Here is a 15,542-nt window from a genome sequence, read left to right on the forward strand (position 1 = left end):
AGAACAAATTATTGCCGTGCGCGGCGTTGCACCAGCGCCCTGACGGTGGCCTCGTCGATTCCCTGAGCTCGGGCTAATTCCCATACCCGATCCACCGCTTGAACCAGATCACCGGAGGATTTCTCCATATCCGCTCCGGCGTTCACCAGCGTTCCGGCACGCCGTCGGGAGGAAACCAGGCCGGTGGCCTCGAGTTCCTTATAGGCGCGGGCCACCGTCCCGGAAGCGACCCCCAAATCGGTGGCCAGTGCCCGCACCGTAGGCAGCTTGCTTCCCGCCGGCAGCTCGCCCAAGGAAATCAGCGAAGAGATTTGTGTGCGGATCTGTTCATAGGGCGGAACCGCCGCGTCCAGGTCCACGAAAATATGGTGGCTCATACGCGCTGCGGCACCCTAGCTTCTGGGCGGGCCAAAATGATCACTGCCGGGCAGCAGAAGACGATGATCCCCACGGCCGAAACGTAGGGACCTGCCTCGTAACCCCAGGCCAGCATGGTGACGGCCGCCGCGGTGACTACGCGGAGGGCGCGTAGTTCGTGGACTTGGCGGTACCAAATTTCTTGCTCCACGGTGACATCCCAAGGCAAGGCCGCACGCCGAACCCACCAGATGTGGCAGGCGGTAGCGGCAAGCAACGCGAGGAGCGCACCCAGCGCGAAGACCGGTTTGACCGGAACTAGACCCCAAAAATATTCGAATGGTGGATTGATCAGCAGGTATGTGGCGCCGATGAGCAAGAGCCCGGCGAGCACATAGACATAGCGCGGCAGGTCTGCGCTGTGCCGAGCCAGTGAATGGGTTCCCTTGGACTTCAGGTGCAGGTAGCCCAGGAACCCGGCATTGAGCACCAAGAACAAGAGGGCTACCACCAGGAGCGACACAATTGCCTGCGGGGCGTTCTCACCGGGGCGCGCATTGTCCGCGTACTCGGTCTGCACAAGCGAGGAGGAGCAGGCCAGTGCGATGAGTGTGAGTGCGGTGGTGAGGAATCCAATGGCAAGCAAATTTTCGCGCATCCGCAAAAAGGAGGAGGCTGGCTTTGGGCTAGTGGTTCTGGCAAAATTTTCCGGTGGCTTCCACAATGCCATGGCGATGAAGGTGATGAGCATGGCCACGTTAGCGGTGTTTTGCCAGGGTTGATATATGGTGCGATCCAGCGACATAAGCCACGAGGCCTTGTAATGCAGCGCCGAGGCTCCAACGGAGGCAAAGGCCAGGGTCGAGGTGCGCAGCAGCCGGTTGAGCCAGACTTCGCGCAATACCTGGTTATCGTGGGGGCTGAGCGAACCAAGCGGTTTGCGCAGCAAAATGAAGAGCATCGCGATGAGCAGGGCCAGCGCCAGGGAGGCCAGGTTGATGGCAAACAGGGCCAGCATCTGGTCCGCCGCACGCAGCCCGTCGGTCGCGGACTGCGAAACCCAGGTGCTTCCGTAGGCGTCCGAGGAGGCAACCGCATATTGCGGGGGGACCCCGGTGACGTCGCGGATCATCCACAGGGTAAGACCGGCGCCGAGGAGTACCAGCGCGGCCACGGCACTCAAGGCCTTAGGCAACGGCGTCATCACCGAGCGAGGTTCCAGGGAGGCCGCGCGCACATTCGCCACCGACGACGGCCAGGAGTAGAGGCCGATCAGATAGATCGACAGCAGCCAGAGTGCCGGACCGGTGGCGGCGAGCAGGTCGCTGGCCCACAGGGATTCGCCGGCGTCGGCGTTGGCCGCTTGCTGGTTGCTCACCCCGCCGGAACTGCTTACGAAGAAGGCAATCAACGCGCACCAGAAGGAGTGGGATCTCGCCCGCAGCAGTGCGGGCCTGTTGTCTTGACGGGCAACCGTGCGCAGCCACGCGTAGATCAGGGCTGCGCCGATCGCCATGCTGAACGCGGCGGTGGAGAGCTGATCCATAATTACCTCCGTAAGTTGAAAAACTAATGTATCAAACACCTGATACAAATGGAATATCCCGGGGAATCAATGAAGTAGCATCGAGCCATGGGTCTCTTTACCTCAAATCCGCTTCCAGATCCCGTCGGCGACGCCGCACCGCCGGTAGACGAGCACCCCTCGCGCATCACCGAGGTCCTCGGGCACCTGCGCCGCTCCGCCGACACCCGCATTACGCACCCGCGGCGCTTTCGCGCCCAGCAGCTGCGTGCCCTGGAAAAGATGTTGGCCGAACGCACGGGAGAATTCCTCGACGCGCTCGCCGAGGACCTTGGCAAGAGCGCCACCGAGGCGAAATTCAGCGAAATCGACGTGGTCCGTTCCGAAATCGACCATGCCCAACGGCATCTCTCGGAGTGGATGGATTCAACCGCCGTCAAGGTTCCCCTCGCGCTGCAGCCGGCCATGGCCAAGGTCGAACCCCGGCCGCTGGGGGTCGTGCTGATCATCGGGCCGTGGAACTATCCCTTGCAGTTGATGCTGGCTCCACTGGTCGCCGCGATCGCCGCCGGAAACGCCGCGGTGCTCAAGCCTTCGGAGCTCGCACCGGCCACCTCGGGGGTGCTGGCGAAACTGCTCCCGATGTACCTGGACGCCCGGGTCTACGCGGTCCTCGAGGGCGGCGTCGACACCGCCACCGAGCTGCTCGCCGCACGCTGGGACCACATCTTCTTCACCGGTGGACAGCAGGTCGCGCGGGTGGTCGCCGAAGCGGCCGCCAAGCAGCTGACGCCCACCACCCTGGAACTCGGCGGCAAAAGCCCGGCGGTGGTAGACAACAACTCGTTGCCCACCGCCAAGCGCCTGGCCTATGCGAAGTTCATGAATACCGGACAGACCTGCGTGGCCCCGGACTATGTGCTCTCTTTCGGGGACACCGACGCGCTAATTTCACGGCTTGGCCAGGCAATTGCCGGCTTCTACGGCAAAGACCCGATCAACCACCCGGATTATGGCCGAATCGTCAGCCGGAAGCATTTCGACCGGCTGGTGGGCATGCTCGATTCGGGTGAGGTGGTCCATGGCGGCGACTACGACGCGGACACCTTGCGCATCGCCCCGACCATCATGCGCCATGTCGACCTCGGCTCGAGGCTGATGCAGGAAGAAATCTTCGGTCCGATCCTTCCGGTCATCGAGGTGGCCTCCTTCGACGAGGCGCTTGAATTCATCGCCTCGCGCCCCTCCCCGTTGGCCGCCTACCTGATGAGCGAGTCCCCGCGGCTGCAGTCGATCTTCTCGGATCGAGTGCGCGCCGGCGCGATTGTGCACAATGCGCCCATGGCCCAGGCGGTAGTCCCGTCCCTGCCCTTCGGCGGGGTGGGGGCCAGCGGAATGGGGTCCTATCACGGCAAGTATGGCTTCGATCGGCTTTCACAAATCCGCTCAGAACTCAGCAAAACGACGGTCATTGACACCTTGAGCGCAATATATCCTCCATATACATGGGCTAAGCGAAAGATTATTGATCGCTTACTGTAGCGCGGTTCATAGCTGCTGAAGCTTTCCAAGTGGAATGATTGTTAAGGCCCAAAAACCTTACTTCAGGAGCATTTGCATGACCGAGCCCGCACCGTCCACCGATGGTTTGAAGCGTGGCCTCAAAGCGCGCCATATGCAGATGATCGCCATCGGCGGGTCGATTGGCACCGGACTCTTTGTCGCCTCCGGCGGCACGATCGCCCAGGCAGGCCCGGGCGGTTCGCTGCTCGCCTACGCGCTGATCGGCCTGATGGTCTTGCTCCTGATGCAGTCCTTGGGCGAAATGAGCGCACGTTTGCCGGTGGCAGGATCCTTCCAGACCTATGCTTCGGTCTTCGTCAACCGCCACTTCGGCTTCGCCATCGGCTGGAACTACTGGTTCAACTGGGCCATTACCGTAGCCGCGGAACTGGTTGCCGCGGGCATCGTGATGTCCTACTGGTTGCCGGACGTCCCCGGTTGGATCTGGGCCGGGATCTTCCTGCTCTTGCTCACCGCCCTGAACGCGCTGTCCACCAAGGCCTTCGGCGAAAGCGAATATTGGCTGGCGATGATCAAGGTCATCACGGTGATCGTGTTCCTCATCTGCGGCGTAGCCATGGTGCTGGGCATTATGGGCGGCAACTCCCCGGGCTTCAGCAACTGGTCAACCGGAGACGCGCCGTTCGTCGGCGGGTGGCTCTCGGTGGTCTCGGTGTTCATGATCGCCGGCTTCTCCTTCCAGGGCACCGAGCTGGTGGGTGTGGCCGCCGGCGAAGCGGAGAATCCGCAGCGCGATATCCCCAAGGCGATCAAGGCGATCTTCTGGCGCATCATGCTCTTCTACGTGGGCGCAATCTTCATCATCGGCACCCTGCTGCCATATACCGACCCAACCCTGCTCGCCAGCGGTGAGTCGGATATCGCCAATTCGCCATTCACCATGGTCTTCGAGCGCGCCGGCATCGCCTTCGCCGCGGCACTGATGAATGCGGTGATCCTCTCCGCGATCCTTTCGGCGGGCAACTCCGGACTGTATGCCTCTGCGCGCATGCTTTATTCGATGGCCCGCGACGGCAAGGCGCCGAAGATCTTCGGTCGCCTCAACCGCCGCGGAGTGCCCGTGCCGGCCATGCTTTTAACCGCTTCGGTGGGCCTCTTCGGCTTCCTCACCGCCCTCATCGGGCAAGGCTCGGCCTACACCTGGCTGCTGAACGTCTCGGGCCTGTCCGGATTTATCGCCTGGGTGGGCATCGCGGTCAGCCACTACAAGTTCCGCAAGGCATACATCGCCAGCGGGCAGGACCTGGCCAAGCTTCCCTACCGGGCGCCGCTTTTCCCGCTGGGCCCGATCCTCGCCTTCGTGATCTTGATCGTGGTGATCGCCGGGCAGAACTACGAGGCGGTGATCCAGGGCCGGGTGCTGGAGGTGCTCTCCAGCTATATCGGGCTGCCGCTCTTCCTGCTGCTCTGGGCGGGCCACTGGTGGAAGACGCGCAAGCAGCCGGAGGTCAAAATCGACCCCTGGAACCTGCGCTAGGCGGCCAGTGCGGCATTAACTATGAGCTGGGCCTCGCGCAATACCTGCGCGAGGTGCTCGGCCGAGCGGGTGGATTCGGCGTAGATCTTGTAGATGTCCTCGGTCCCCGAGGGGCGTGCGGCAAACCACGCGTGTTCGCTGGAGACCTTCAGCCCGCCAATGGCGAATCCCGAGGCCTCGGTGAGCTTCGCGGTGATCGGATCCGCGGCGAGCTCGGTCGCGGTGACCGCCTGCGGGTCCAGCTTGCCCAGCACGACCTTCTGCGCCCGGGTTGCCGGGGCATCGAAGCGGTCATAGAAACTCTGCCCGTGCGTGGCGACCAGCTCCGCATGCCGCTGGCTCGGGCTCTTGCCGGTCACCGCGCGGATTTCACTGGCAAGCAGCGCGAGCATCAGCCCGTCCTTGTCGGTGCTGAACGCCCGTCCGTTGAAGTCCAGGAAGCTCGCTCCGGCCGATTCTTCACCGCAGAAGGCCACCTTGCCGGAGGCCAGCGGTTCGACGAAGTATTTGAAGCCCACCGGCACCTCGCGTAGTTCGCGCCCATGCGCCGCGACCACCTTGTCGATCAGCACCGAAGAGACCAGCGTCTTGCCGATCTGCGCGTCGGCGGGCCACTGCGGGCGGTGCGTGAGCAGATAGTCGATGGCCACGGCCAGAAAATGGTTCGGGTTCATCAAGCCGCCATCCGGGGTGACGATTCCGTGCCGGTCGGCGTCCGCATCGTTGCCCGTGGCGATATCGTATTTATCCCGGTTCGCGACCAGCGAGGCCATCGCATGCGGCGAGGAGCAGTCCATGCGGATCTTGCCATCCTTATCCAGCGTCATGAAGCCAAAGCGCGGATCCACCTCTTCGTTCACCACGCTCAGGTTCAGCCCGTAGCGCCGTGAGATCTCACCCCAGTAGTGCACCGAGGCGCCGCCGAGCGGATCCGCGCCGATCGAGATCCCCGAGGCGGCGATCGCCTCGAAGTCGATCACCTGGGCCAAATCCGCAATGTACAGCTCACGGAAGTCGAAGTCCTCCGGGTTCGCGACCCCGCGCAGGATCTCCCCGCTGCCCATCAGTTCATTGGCCCGAGCCGCGATCGGTCCGGTGATTTCGGATTCCGCCGGCCCGCCGTGCGGCGGGTTGTACTTGATGCCGCCCTCGGCCGGTGGATTATGCGAAGGGGTGATGATCAGTCCGTCGGCAAGCTCGCCGGCCGCGGCATTGTGGACCAGGATCGCGTGGCTGACCGCCGGGGTGGGGGTCAGGCCGGCATCGGCGAGAACCCGCACGCCATTGCCCGCCAAGACCTCCAGAGCGGTGTAATAGGCGGGTTCGGAGAGCGCGTGGCTGTCCTTGCCCACATACATCGGCCCGGTGATTCCCACGGACTTGCGGTAATCCACGACCGCCTGGGTGATGGCCGCGATGTGGAGCTCGTTGAACGTTCCGTTCAGCGAGCTTCCCCGGTGCCCGGAGGTGCCGAAGATGACCGCCTGGTCCGGGTTCTCCGGCGAGGGGAGGATCGAGGCGTACGCGTCGAGTACCGCGTCCAGGTCGATGAGATCTGCCTCGCGCGCAGGCGCTCCGGCTCGTTCGTGTGCCATGTGGTCCCTCTTGTCTTCGTGCATTTTGGCCGGGTTCATAGAATAATCGAAATCGATGACTTACTATCCGAATAATCCGTATCAGCAACCGCGAGAGCCCGCAGGGCTTTCGACGGCTTCGCTCGTGCTGGGCATCCTCTCGATGCTCGGCTTCTGCATAATCATCCTAGTTCCCTTGGCCGGGGTAATCACCGGCCATCTGGCCCAGCGCCGTGAACCGTCAAGCCGCGGGCTGAGTTTGGCCGGCTTGATTACCTCGTGGGTCGGCCTGGTGATCGCGGTATTGCTTTATGCGTTCATCATCTGGTTGGTTGTTTTCTCCGTCGGGGTGATCGAGAACTACGAAGTCGACTATTCGGGCCTGAGCGAGTTCGCCTAGGCCGCTGGCATTCATCAAGCTTCCGAGTTAGCATAACGATATTCGTTGTTAACGACTATCGATAGGATCGGCCATGTCGGGCTTAGCCTTCGGACTCGCAGCAGTCCTCGCCATTGGGGCTCTCGCCCTGCTGCTCATCGCGGTTTTCGGCTCGAAGCGTGGGCCCTCGATTGTTGCTTTCACCCGCATCGTAGCGATCATCGGACTTGTCGGAGTCGGGGTAACCACGATCGCGTCAGCTGCCGTCTTGATCTTCGGCGGCCCGGTTGAAGTCTTGGTTCCGGTGGTGCCATATTGGCCGGAATACCCAAACGTCACGGACGTGACTCCGGAACACGGCGAAGCTGTCGCCGCGGAAATCAACGAAGTGCTGGTGACCGCGAGCAACCTGAGCCTGGGTGTCCGCCTGCTGCTCGCCTCCGGGGCCATCTTCGAGGGGCTGGCCGGCTGCGCGGTGATTCTCGCGGTGATCCTGTTATGCAACCGGCTTCGCGCCGGGGTGGCGTTTACCCCGCGGTTGCGCCGCGCCGGCTGGCTAGTAGCGGCGATCCTTGCCCTGGGTAATACCCTCGGGCAATTCTTGAATGGCTTTGGCAGTAGCCTTGCCGGTGAAGAAACCCTGCGGATCGACGGATTCACCAGCGCGGCTCAAGAATTTACCGCCGCCACCCCCTGGCCCGAACCGACCTTCGCGATCTACTTCGAATTCGGTGCGCTGTTCTTGGCTCTGGGCATTCTGGTGGTCGCCGAGCTCGTCACCGTTGGCCTGACGCTGACTACGCAGAACCAGCGTCTCCAAGCAGATACAGATGGGCTGGTGTAGGCCCATGGGCAGCGTGCATTGCAGGCTTGGTGACTTGCTCGCGGAGCGTGGGATGACCCTCGCACGGCTCAGTGAGCTCGTCGATGTCTCGGTGGTGAATCTATCGATTCTCAAGAATGACCGAGCGAAGGCGATCCGCTACTCCACTCTCGTCGCGATCTGCCAAGCGCTCGACTGCGAGATCGGCGAACTGCTGGTCTTGGCTTAAAACGAAGGCAGGCCCCCGCATGGATGCGGAGGCCTGCCAAAAATTCGGAGCTTAGAGCACCGAGCCCATGAGCTTCTTCAGCGCCGGGGTGGCCGCGATCATTGCCACGCCCAGCACGATGGCGGTGCCGCCCATCGCGAGGAAGTACGGGATTTCGTTGCCCGCAACATAGTAGCCTGCCAGCACGCCCGAAAGCGTGGTGCCCAGGGATACCGAGAGGAAGAACAGCGCGATCATCTGCGTCCCGAACGCCGCCGGAGCCAGCTTGGTGGCAACCGCCTGCCCGATCGGGGAGAGCAGCAGCTCGGCAATGGTGCACAGCAACAGGATGCCGACCATCGCAAGCAGCGGAGTCATCTCCAGGGATTCGAGCGGGATGAAGCACAAGAACGCGGCACCCACGACGACCAGAGCCAGGCCGAATTTCACCGAAGTGCGCGGCTGGCGCTTGCCCAGCTTGGTCCACATGGCGGCGAACACGCTGGCTAGCAAGATGATGAATACCGGGTTGATCGACTGCACCCAGCTCGCCGGCATCTCCCAGCCGCCCAGGGTGCGATCCAAGCGGCTATCGGAGTAGGCCGCGATGAAGGTGAACTGCTGCTGGAACAGCGCCCAGAAGGCCGCCGAGCCGATGTAGAACGGGATGAACGCCCAGACGTGCTTGCGTTCGACGGCGCTGACCTTCTTGCTGCGCAGGATCAATACGAAGTACACCACGCTGGCGGCGATCACCACGTAGGCGATGGTGCTTGCAAGGTTTGCCGGGGTGACGATCTTCAGCGCGAAGACGAGCACGATCACCGCCAAGATCCCCGCGAAGATGCCCGCGTAGCGCTTGCGCTCGTTGGCCGGCAGCGGGTTGGCCACCTGCCCCGCGGTGTCCGGGAGGTTCTTGCGCCCCTTGGTGTAGATGATCAGTCCGAGGGCCATGCCGACGGCCGCGGCGCCAAAACCGTAATGGAAGCCGAGCTTCTGGTGCAGCAGGCCGGTCAGCAGCGGGCCGAGCAGACCGCCGATGTTCACGCCCATGTAGAACAGCGAGAAGCCCGCGTCGATGCGCGAGTCTTCCTTGGAGTACAGCGAACCGACCAAGGCCACCGCGTTGGCCTTCAATCCGCCGGAGCCGACGGCCACCAGGATCAGGCCCAAGGTCAGTCCAAGGTAGCCCGGCAGCAGCGCCAGGGCGACGTGGCCGGCCATAATGCCGATCGCCGAGAAGAACAGCACCCGTTCGGAGCCGAAGAGGCGGTCCGAGAGCCAGGCGCCAAGAATTGTGGACAGGTAGACGGCGCCGCCGTAGGCGCCGACGAGCGACAGCGCCAAGCTTTGATCCATGCCCAGGCCACCATCGGTGACCGAGTAGTACATGTAGTAGGCCAGCAGAGCCTGCATGCCGTAGAAGGAGAAGCGCTCCCACATTTCGACACTAAAGAGGTTTGCGAGCGCACGCGGATGGCCAAAGAAAGTTTTATTGGTACCCGGGGTGCTCGAAGTAACAGTAGACATGCGTAACATTTTTCGCTTTTCCTTGGGCAAGTGCCCACTTTTGCGATCTATTTCACATGTTACCCATACTGCTGGTAACGGTAAATTTCCCGGCTCACTTGCCCAATTGTTTGGCCAACGCCAAAAGCAGTCCCTCATCGGCGCGCGGCGAGATCAGCTGGACGCTCATCGGCATTCCGGAGCTCGAATTCGTGATCGGAACCGTGATTGCGGCGACCGAGGAGACGTTCACCATCGAGGTATAGGGGGTGTACTGGCACTGCAGCATATAGTCGGTATCCGCATCCTTGCGGGTGAAATAGCCAATCTCCGGCGGAGTCGAAGCCATCGCCGGGGTGAGGATCACGTCATGGGCGGACCATTGTCGCACAAAATCCGCAGCGATCTGCTTCAGCCGGGATGCCGCCTGCAGGCTCACCTCGAGGCTGCGCGCGGTGGAGCGCCGGCGGAAGTCTCTGGCCAACTCGCCGAGCAGGCTCTCATCGTCGACCGGAATATTGCGCAATCCATTGGTCCACACCCGGGCGAAGGTTTCCGGGTAGTCGCCCGCGTAGTGAAGATCCGCCGGTTCCACCCGGTGCCTGGCCTCCAGCAGCCGCTTGGCGCGTTCGAAGGCCTCGCGCGCGGGCGCCTGCAGGGTGATCGGGTAGGCGCTTTCGAAGGGGGAGAGGGTGCTGTAGCCGATGCGCAACCCCTTGAGCCTTTCGGGGTAGCTGCCGCGCAGTAGCGGCAGAAAGTGGTCGCTGCCGCGCATCGCATCGAGCAGCATCGCCGCATCCAAGGCATCGTGGGCCAACGGGCCGGAAACCGTCATCTTCGGTGCGCCGAACGCGTCCAGGTAGCCGTCGACCACGTCGCTGGGCACCCGGCCCAGCGAGGGCTTGAGCCCCACCAGGCCGCAGGCTGCGGCGGGGATCCGCACCGACCCGCCGCCATCGGAGCCCGGGCCTACGGGAATCATCCCGGCGGCGATCGCCGCGGCCTGGCCGCCGGAGGAACCCCCTGAGGTCAGCCGCGGATCCAGGGGATTGCGCGAGGGCGGAGCGACGAGATTTTCCGAGTAGCTGCTCAGTCCGAATTCCGGAACCTGCGTCTTGCCGGTGATCACCACGCCCTCGGAACGCAACCGCGCGACCAGCGGGTGATCCGCCGTCGCGAGCTGGTGCTCCATGGCGGCGGATCCGTAGGTGGTGGGCATGCCGGCCACCTCGTTCAGGTCCTTGAATGCCGAAGGCAGCCCGTGCAACCGGCCGATCTGCCCGCGCACCTGCTTCTCATCGGCCGCCGCCGCCGCATCCATCGCGTCGGGAGACACGTACACAAATGCGCCAAGCGAGTCGAGCTCATCGATGCGACGCAGATAGTGTTCGGTCACCTCGCGGCTGGAACGCTCTCCACTGGCCAGCTCATCACGCAATTTCAGGGCGGATCTCGTCTTCATATCTGCTTTCGAGGCGGGGAATGACTAGTCTTATAAGCAAACACCCAACCAGAGAGGAATGCCAACCATGAGCGACTTTGAGACTGTTCAGGTCACCGACGTACCTAAGGACGCGTTGATTCTCGACGTGCGCGAGGACTTCGAGTGGGAGGCCGGCCGCGCCGTTGGAGCCAAGCACATCGTGCTCGGCGAGCTGCCGACCCGCGTGGAAGAGCTGGACCCGGATGTTGACACCTACGTCATCTGCCGCACCGGTGGACGCTCGGCGCAGGCGGCGGCCTGGCTGACCGGCCTGGGCTACACGGCGTTCAACATCGCCGGTGGCTCGGACGCGTGGCTCGAAGCCAAGCTCCCGATGGAAGCGGATAACGGTCAGGAACCCACCGTTCGATGAAATACGCCTATTTAGGCCCTGCCGGAACTTTCACCGAGGCGGCACTTTTGCAGGTTCCCGGGGCGCTCGATTCCGAGCGCATTCCGGCCAGCAGCGTTAATAGCGCATTGGCGATGGTCCGCGAGGGCAGTGCCGACGCCGCGATGGTGCCGATCGAGAACTCGGTGGAGGGCGGCGTGTCGGCCACCCTGGACGCCATCGCCGCCGGAGAATCCCTGCAGATCGTCGCCGAAGTGCTGGTGCCGATCAGCTTCGTGCTGGCGGTCCGGGCGAATATCGGCGCGCTGGAGCAGATCCGCGAAATTTCCACGCACGGGCACGCTTGGGCGCAATGCCGGTTGTGGGCCGAAGCGAATATCCCGGCCGCGGTTTTCACCCCGGCTGCTTCCACGGCCGCCGGCGCGCTGGGACTGCTGGACCCGGAGCAGCACCACGACGCGGCGATCTGCTCACCGCTGGTTGCCGAGGCGCGCGGCCTGAAGGTGCTGGTGCGTGGCGTGGAAGACAACGCCGGGGCGGTCACCCGATTTATCCTGGTCACCTCGCCGGGGGCGATCCCGGCGCCGACGGGTGTGGATAAGTCGACGCTGATTCTGCCGCTTTCCGAGGACCGGCCAGGCGCGTTGATGGGAATTCTGGAGCAATTCACCGCGCGCGGGGTCAACCTCTCGCGCATCGAATCCCGCCCCACCGGCGCGGGCCTGGGGCGCTACTTCTTCTCCGTCGACGTCGAGGGGCACATCGCCGAAGAGCGCGTCTCCGCGGCCCTTGCCGGGTTGCACCGGCTCTGCCCGGAGCTGCGCTTCTTGGGGTCCTACCCGGCGGCGCAGGGCACCCGCCCGTTCATCGACACGCACAATTCAGACGGTGCGTTCAGCGATGCCCGGGACTGGGTGCTCAAGCTGAAGGCCCGCCTCTAGGGCGTGCGAATGCGCAGCGAGGACGGGTTGACCGAGACCTGCAGCTCGTTGACCTGGCCGGTTGGATCCCCGTCGATCTGCGTGTTCATCGGTTCCACGCAGCGCAATGAGATGTCGGTGCTCTGGTAGAAGCTCATCACCGGGATCTTGTTGCGCGAGCGGAATGCGGTCTTCAACAGGATCCAGCCCCACCCGGCGGCCGAACGCGGCGAGAGCACCACCGCGTCGAGCACCCCGTCGTCGATCTTCGCATCCGGGACAAAGTCCACGCCCTGCAGCTTGCCGCAGTTGGCGAAGAGCACCGAGCGGACCTTACGGGTCTGCCAGGCGTCGTCGTTGGAGAGCTTGATCTCGACCTTTTTGCGCCGCCCGGGCAGCTGGCGCAGCCCGGCCTCCGAGTAGGCAAGCCAGCCGACCTTGGATTTCAGCTCCTCGTCGGTGTCGTCGAACAGGTCCGCGTCGGTACCCACCCCGGCGATCACCAAGAACGCGTGGTCCGCGCTGCTGCCATCCAGCAGTTTCAGCTTCATATGGCCCACGTCGATGCGTCGCACCATGCCGCGCACGGCGACCAGCGCCGCGGTGTGCAGGTCGTCGAGCGGCACCTCGACGTTTCGGGCCAGCAGGTTGCCGGCGCCCAGCGGCAGCAACCCGAGAGTCGTTTCGGTGCCTTCGAGTACTTCTGCGACGGCGCGAATCGTGCCGTCGCCACCGGCGGCAATAATTGTGTCGCATCCGGCATCGAGCGCATTTTGGGCGGCTTCTTGACCCGCGTTCTCCGGTGTCGTTTCGAAAACCAGCGGCTCTTCGAGGCCGGCCTCGGCACACACGTGGGCCACCGCATCACGCGCTTCGTCGGCACCTGACTTGGATGGATTGATGACCAGCCCAACCTTCTTCGACTCGGATTGCTCCTTCGCCGAAGGGTGCTGGCTCATCGGTTTCCCGTCCTGAGAAAGCTTACGCACGGAATACCCGGTTACGGCCGCGAGCACAGCTGCGGCACCGGCTACGGATAATAAGATCACGCGGTTTCTCTGCATAGTGCTCTCATCGTACTCAAGATTGCTACGCTTAAGATGTGATCGACCTGAAAATGCTCACCGATAATCCGGATAAGTACCGCGCCTCGCAACGCGCGCGCGGTGCCGACGAAGCGCTGATTGACCAGCTGATTGAGGCTGACTCGGCGCGTCGCGAAACCATAGCCACCTACGAACGCCTGCGCGCAGAGCAGAATGCGTTCTCCAAGAAGGTTGGCGCCGCCAAGGGCGAGGAACGTGCAGCACTGCTTGCGGAGGTCAAGGAGCTTGCGGTGGCCGTCAAGGCTGCCCAGGCTTCCTCCGACGAAGCGGCTGCTACCTGCACCTCCTTGCAGCGCTCCATCCCAAACCTGATCATCGACGGCATCCCAGCCGGCGGTGAAGACGACTTCGCCCTGGTGAAGACCGTCGGCACCCCGCGCGACTTCGCCGCCGAAGGCTTCGAACCGCTGGATCATCTGCAGATCGCCGAGAAGCTCGGAGCGATCGACATGGAACGCGGGGCGAAGGTCTCCGGATCACGCTTCTATTTCCTGAAGGGCATCGGCGCGCGGCTGGAAATCGCGATGATGAACATGGCGCTGGAGCTCGCGGTCGAACGCGAATTCATTCCAATGATCACCCCGACCCTAGTCCGCCCGGAAACCATGCAGGGTACCGGCTTCGACGTCGAACACGACGATGAGATCTACAAGCTGGAACGTGACGACCTGTATCTGGTCGGCACCTCAGAGGTCGCGCTGGCCGGCTACCACGCCAACGAGATCATGGACCTGTCCGAGGGTCCGATCCGCTACGCCGGCTGGTCCTCCTGCTACCGCCGCGAGGCCGGTTCCGCGGGCAAGGACACCCGTGGCATCATCCGCGTGCACCAGTTCAATAAGCTCGAAATGTTCATTTACACCACGGTTGACCAGGCCGAGGCCGAACACGAGCGTCTGCTGGCGATGGAGGAAGAAATGCTCAAGCGCATGGAGCTTCCATACCGTGTCATCGACACCGCCGCCGGGGATCTGGGGATGAGTGCGGCGCGTAAGTTTGACTGCGAGGCTTGGGTGCCATCGCAGGAGACCTTCCGCGAGCTGACCTCGACCTCGAACTGCACGACCTTCCAGTCCCGCCGGTTGAATATCCGCGAACGCGAGATCGTCGACGGCAAGCCTGGCAAGACCCGCGCGGTAGCCACCCTGAACGGCACACTCGCCACGACCCGTTGGATCGTTGCGATTATGGAAAACCACCAGAACGCGGATGGCACGGTCAACGTGCCTAAGGCGCTGCAACCCTACCTGGGTGGGCTTGAAGTCCTGAAGTAAGCTAATCGACCGGCCCCGCAAAGGCCGGTCGATTGTCTTTTAATCCGCAGTTCACCTGCCATTGTGCCGTGGATCATCGCAATATCCACGCAGCGGTGGTTCACTTGAATCATGACTATTTTGACTAAGACCGGCAACGACGACCGGCTGCAGAACGAAAAGTTGATGATTTGCCTGGATGTCGACGGGACGATCGTCAATCACCAAGGTTTGATGAGCGCCCGGGTGCGCGACGTTGCCCGCGCGGTGGTGTCCGCCGGGCATGAGGTCGTGATCTCCACCGGGCGTTCGCTCGGTGCGGCACTGCCTATTATGAGCGAGCTAGGCATCGACCACGGCTTTGTCGTGGCCAGCAACGGTGGCGTGCTCGCCCGCGTGCAGGGCGAGAAGGTAGAAGTACTGCACCGCGAGGTCTTTGACCCGTCGCTCGCACTGGCGGCGTTGATGCGTCAGCTGCCGAACGCGAAATATGCGGTGGAGAATGAACGCGGTGAATTCTTGTCCAGCGATGTTTTTACCGATGCGAGTTTTGGTGCCGAATCCAAGGTCGTTGACTTTGACGAATTGCTACGCAGCAGGGCTGTCCGCGTGGTGGTCTTCTCCACCGATGCGACGGCCGAAGACTTCGGCCAGGCCGTACACGGTCTGGGCCTTTCCGGCGTCACCTACTCGGTGGGTTGGACCGCATGGTTGGATATCGCCGCCGAGGGTGTCACCAAGGCCAGTGGGCTTGAGCGGTTGCGTACCGGCCTGAAGTTCGAATCGGCTCAATCAATCGCTGTGGGCGATGGTCGTAACGACATTGAGATGCTCCAGTGGGCCGGCTTCGGGGTCGCGATGGGCCAAGCCCCCGACGAGGTCAAAATCGTCGCAGACGAGGTAACCGCTTCGGTGGACGAAGATGGTTTGGCGATCGTTCTAGAACGGCTGTTGCAGCGCTAGCTGGGAGTAAGCACTGCCTACGGAGCGTG

General features: G+C 63.0%; 15 protein-coding genes. 9 read left to right on the top strand and 6 right to left on the bottom strand.

The annotated features are described in order from the left end of the window. Positions 1-8 precede the first annotated feature (8 nt). On the bottom strand, positions 9-377 hold the full coding sequence (locus CQ017_RS13285) for a GntR family transcriptional regulator (RefSeq protein ID WP_105554090.1): 369 nt from the start codon (positions 375-377) through the stop codon (positions 9-11). After that, positions 374-1,903: a hypothetical protein gene (locus CQ017_RS13290; protein WP_105554091.1), complete on the bottom strand. Its 1,530-nt coding sequence runs from the start codon at positions 1,901-1,903 to the stop codon at positions 374-376. The genes CQ017_RS13285 and CQ017_RS13290 overlap by 4 nt, the downstream gene beginning before the upstream one ends. Before the next feature lie 87 nt (positions 1,904-1,990). Between CQ017_RS13290 and CQ017_RS13295 the strand changes: the two genes are divergently transcribed. Both CQ017_RS13295 and CQ017_RS13300 read left to right on the top strand, forming a co-directional pair. Further along, the gene (locus CQ017_RS13295) at positions 1,991-3,424 is read left to right on the top strand and encodes an aldehyde dehydrogenase family protein (protein ID WP_105554092.1); all 1,434 of its coding nucleotides are present in this window, start codon (positions 1,991-1,993) and stop codon (positions 3,422-3,424) included. Positions 3,425-3,500: 76 nt separating this feature from the next. After that, positions 3,501-4,943, top strand: a complete 1,443-nt coding sequence (locus CQ017_RS13300) for an amino acid permease (protein WP_105554093.1) — start codon at positions 3,501-3,503, stop codon at positions 4,941-4,943. Here the strand turns inward: CQ017_RS13300 and pgm are convergent. Beyond that, on the bottom strand, positions 4,940-6,538 hold the full coding sequence (gene pgm / locus CQ017_RS13305) for a phosphoglucomutase (alpha-D-glucose-1,6-bisphosphate-dependent) (RefSeq protein WP_105554133.1): 1,599 nt from the start codon (positions 6,536-6,538) through the stop codon (positions 4,940-4,942). The two genes, CQ017_RS13300 and pgm, sit on opposite strands and share 4 nt — an antisense overlap. A 55-nt stretch (positions 6,539-6,593) precedes the next feature. Between pgm and CQ017_RS13310 the strand changes: the two genes are divergently transcribed. The 3 genes from CQ017_RS13310 (at position 6,594) to CQ017_RS13320 (ending at position 7,948) form a co-directional block, all read left to right on the top strand. Further along, positions 6,594-6,917 carry a DUF4190 domain-containing protein gene (locus tag CQ017_RS13310; protein WP_105554094.1) on the top strand — a complete coding sequence of 108 codons (324 nt, stop codon included), beginning with the start codon at positions 6,594-6,596 and terminating at the stop codon, positions 6,915-6,917. Between the two features lie 73 nt (positions 6,918-6,990). Continuing rightward, positions 6,991-7,740, top strand: coding sequence for a hypothetical protein (locus CQ017_RS13315; RefSeq protein WP_096282963.1), 750 nt, complete (start codon positions 6,991-6,993; stop codon positions 7,738-7,740). After that, the gene (locus tag CQ017_RS13320; protein ID WP_096282964.1) at positions 7,727-7,948 is read left to right on the top strand and encodes a helix-turn-helix transcriptional regulator; all 222 of its coding nucleotides are present in this window, start codon (positions 7,727-7,729) and stop codon (positions 7,946-7,948) included. The genes CQ017_RS13315 and CQ017_RS13320 overlap by 14 nt, the downstream gene beginning before the upstream one ends. Positions 7,949-7,999: 51 nt before the next feature. Here the strand turns inward: CQ017_RS13320 and CQ017_RS13325 are convergent, their stop codons facing one another. Together CQ017_RS13325 and CQ017_RS13330 are read right to left on the bottom strand one after the other, a co-directional pair. Further along, entirely contained in the window at positions 8,000-9,457 is a 1,458-nt protein-coding gene (locus tag CQ017_RS13325; protein ID WP_096282965.1) for a peptide MFS transporter, read from the bottom strand. A gap of 94 nt (positions 9,458-9,551) precedes the next feature. Beyond that, entirely contained in the window at positions 9,552-10,898 is a 1,347-nt protein-coding gene (locus CQ017_RS13330; RefSeq protein ID WP_096282966.1) for an amidase, read from the bottom strand. A 67-nt stretch (positions 10,899-10,965) separates the two neighbouring features. On the opposite strand from CQ017_RS13330, the gene CQ017_RS13335 reads away from it, so the two are divergent. Both CQ017_RS13335 and pheA read left to right on the top strand, forming a co-directional pair. Beyond that, a complete protein-coding gene (locus CQ017_RS13335) occupies positions 10,966-11,292 on the top strand; it encodes a rhodanese-like domain-containing protein (protein ID WP_096282967.1) in 327 nt (108 codons plus the stop codon). After that, a complete protein-coding gene (gene pheA / locus CQ017_RS13340; RefSeq protein WP_105554095.1) occupies positions 11,289-12,212 on the top strand; it encodes a prephenate dehydratase in 924 nt (307 codons plus the stop codon). Before CQ017_RS13335 ends, pheA begins: the two co-directional genes overlap by 4 nt. On the opposite strand, the gene CQ017_RS13345 is transcribed toward pheA, so the two are convergent. Beyond that, positions 12,209-13,240, bottom strand: a complete 1,032-nt coding sequence (locus tag CQ017_RS13345) for a diacylglycerol kinase family protein (protein ID WP_258133638.1) — start codon at positions 13,238-13,240, stop codon at positions 12,209-12,211. The two genes, pheA and CQ017_RS13345, sit on opposite strands and share 4 nt — an antisense overlap. Before the next feature lie 53 nt (positions 13,241-13,293). On the opposite strand from CQ017_RS13345, the gene serS reads away from it, so the two are divergent. Both serS and CQ017_RS13355 read left to right on the top strand, forming a co-directional pair. After that, entirely contained in the window at positions 13,294-14,571 is a 1,278-nt protein-coding gene (serS, locus tag CQ017_RS13350; protein ID WP_105554097.1) for a serine--tRNA ligase, read from the top strand. A 111-nt stretch (positions 14,572-14,682) separates the two neighbouring features. Then, positions 14,683-15,513: an HAD family hydrolase gene (locus CQ017_RS13355; RefSeq protein ID WP_105554098.1), complete on the top strand. Its 831-nt coding sequence runs from the start codon at positions 14,683-14,685 to the stop codon at positions 15,511-15,513. Positions 15,514-15,542 lie beyond the last annotated feature (29 nt).

The sequence above is a fragment of the Arthrobacter sp. MYb224 genome, from assembly GCF_002975455.1.
In the GTDB taxonomy this organism is placed as follows: Bacteria; Actinomycetota; Actinomycetes; order Actinomycetales; family Micrococcaceae; genus Glutamicibacter.

Excerpts from the sequence above, each read along its gene's own strand:
- CQ017_RS13285 (WP_105554090.1), bottom strand. The coding sequence starts at position 377 with ATGAGCCACCATATTTTCGTGGACCTGGACGCGGCGGTTCCGCCCTAT.
- CQ017_RS13290 (WP_105554091.1), bottom strand. The coding sequence starts at position 1,903 with ATGGATCAGCTCTCCACCGCCGCGTTCAGCATGGCGATCGGCGCAGCC.
- CQ017_RS13295 (WP_105554092.1), top strand. The coding sequence starts at position 1,991 with ATGGGTCTCTTTACCTCAAATCCGCTTCCAGATCCCGTCGGCGACGCC.
- CQ017_RS13300 (WP_105554093.1), top strand. The coding sequence starts at position 3,501 with ATGACCGAGCCCGCACCGTCCACCGATGGTTTGAAGCGTGGCCTCAAA.
- pgm (WP_105554133.1), bottom strand. The coding sequence starts at position 6,538 with ATGGCACACGAACGAGCCGGAGCGCCTGCGCGCGAGGCAGATCTCATC.
- CQ017_RS13310 (WP_105554094.1), top strand. The coding sequence starts at position 6,594 with ATGACTTACTATCCGAATAATCCGTATCAGCAACCGCGAGAGCCCGCA.
- CQ017_RS13315 (WP_096282963.1), top strand. The coding sequence starts at position 6,991 with ATGTCGGGCTTAGCCTTCGGACTCGCAGCAGTCCTCGCCATTGGGGCT.
- CQ017_RS13320 (WP_096282964.1), top strand. The coding sequence starts at position 7,727 with ATGGGCTGGTGTAGGCCCATGGGCAGCGTGCATTGCAGGCTTGGTGAC.
- CQ017_RS13325 (WP_096282965.1), bottom strand. The coding sequence starts at position 9,457 with ATGTCTACTGTTACTTCGAGCACCCCGGGTACCAATAAAACTTTCTTT.
- CQ017_RS13330 (WP_096282966.1), bottom strand. The coding sequence starts at position 10,898 with ATGAAGACGAGATCCGCCCTGAAATTGCGTGATGAGCTGGCCAGTGGA.
- CQ017_RS13335 (WP_096282967.1), top strand. The coding sequence starts at position 10,966 with ATGAGCGACTTTGAGACTGTTCAGGTCACCGACGTACCTAAGGACGCG.
- pheA (WP_105554095.1), top strand. The coding sequence starts at position 11,289 with ATGAAATACGCCTATTTAGGCCCTGCCGGAACTTTCACCGAGGCGGCA.
- CQ017_RS13355 (WP_105554098.1), top strand. The coding sequence starts at position 14,683 with ATGACTATTTTGACTAAGACCGGCAACGACGACCGGCTGCAGAACGAA.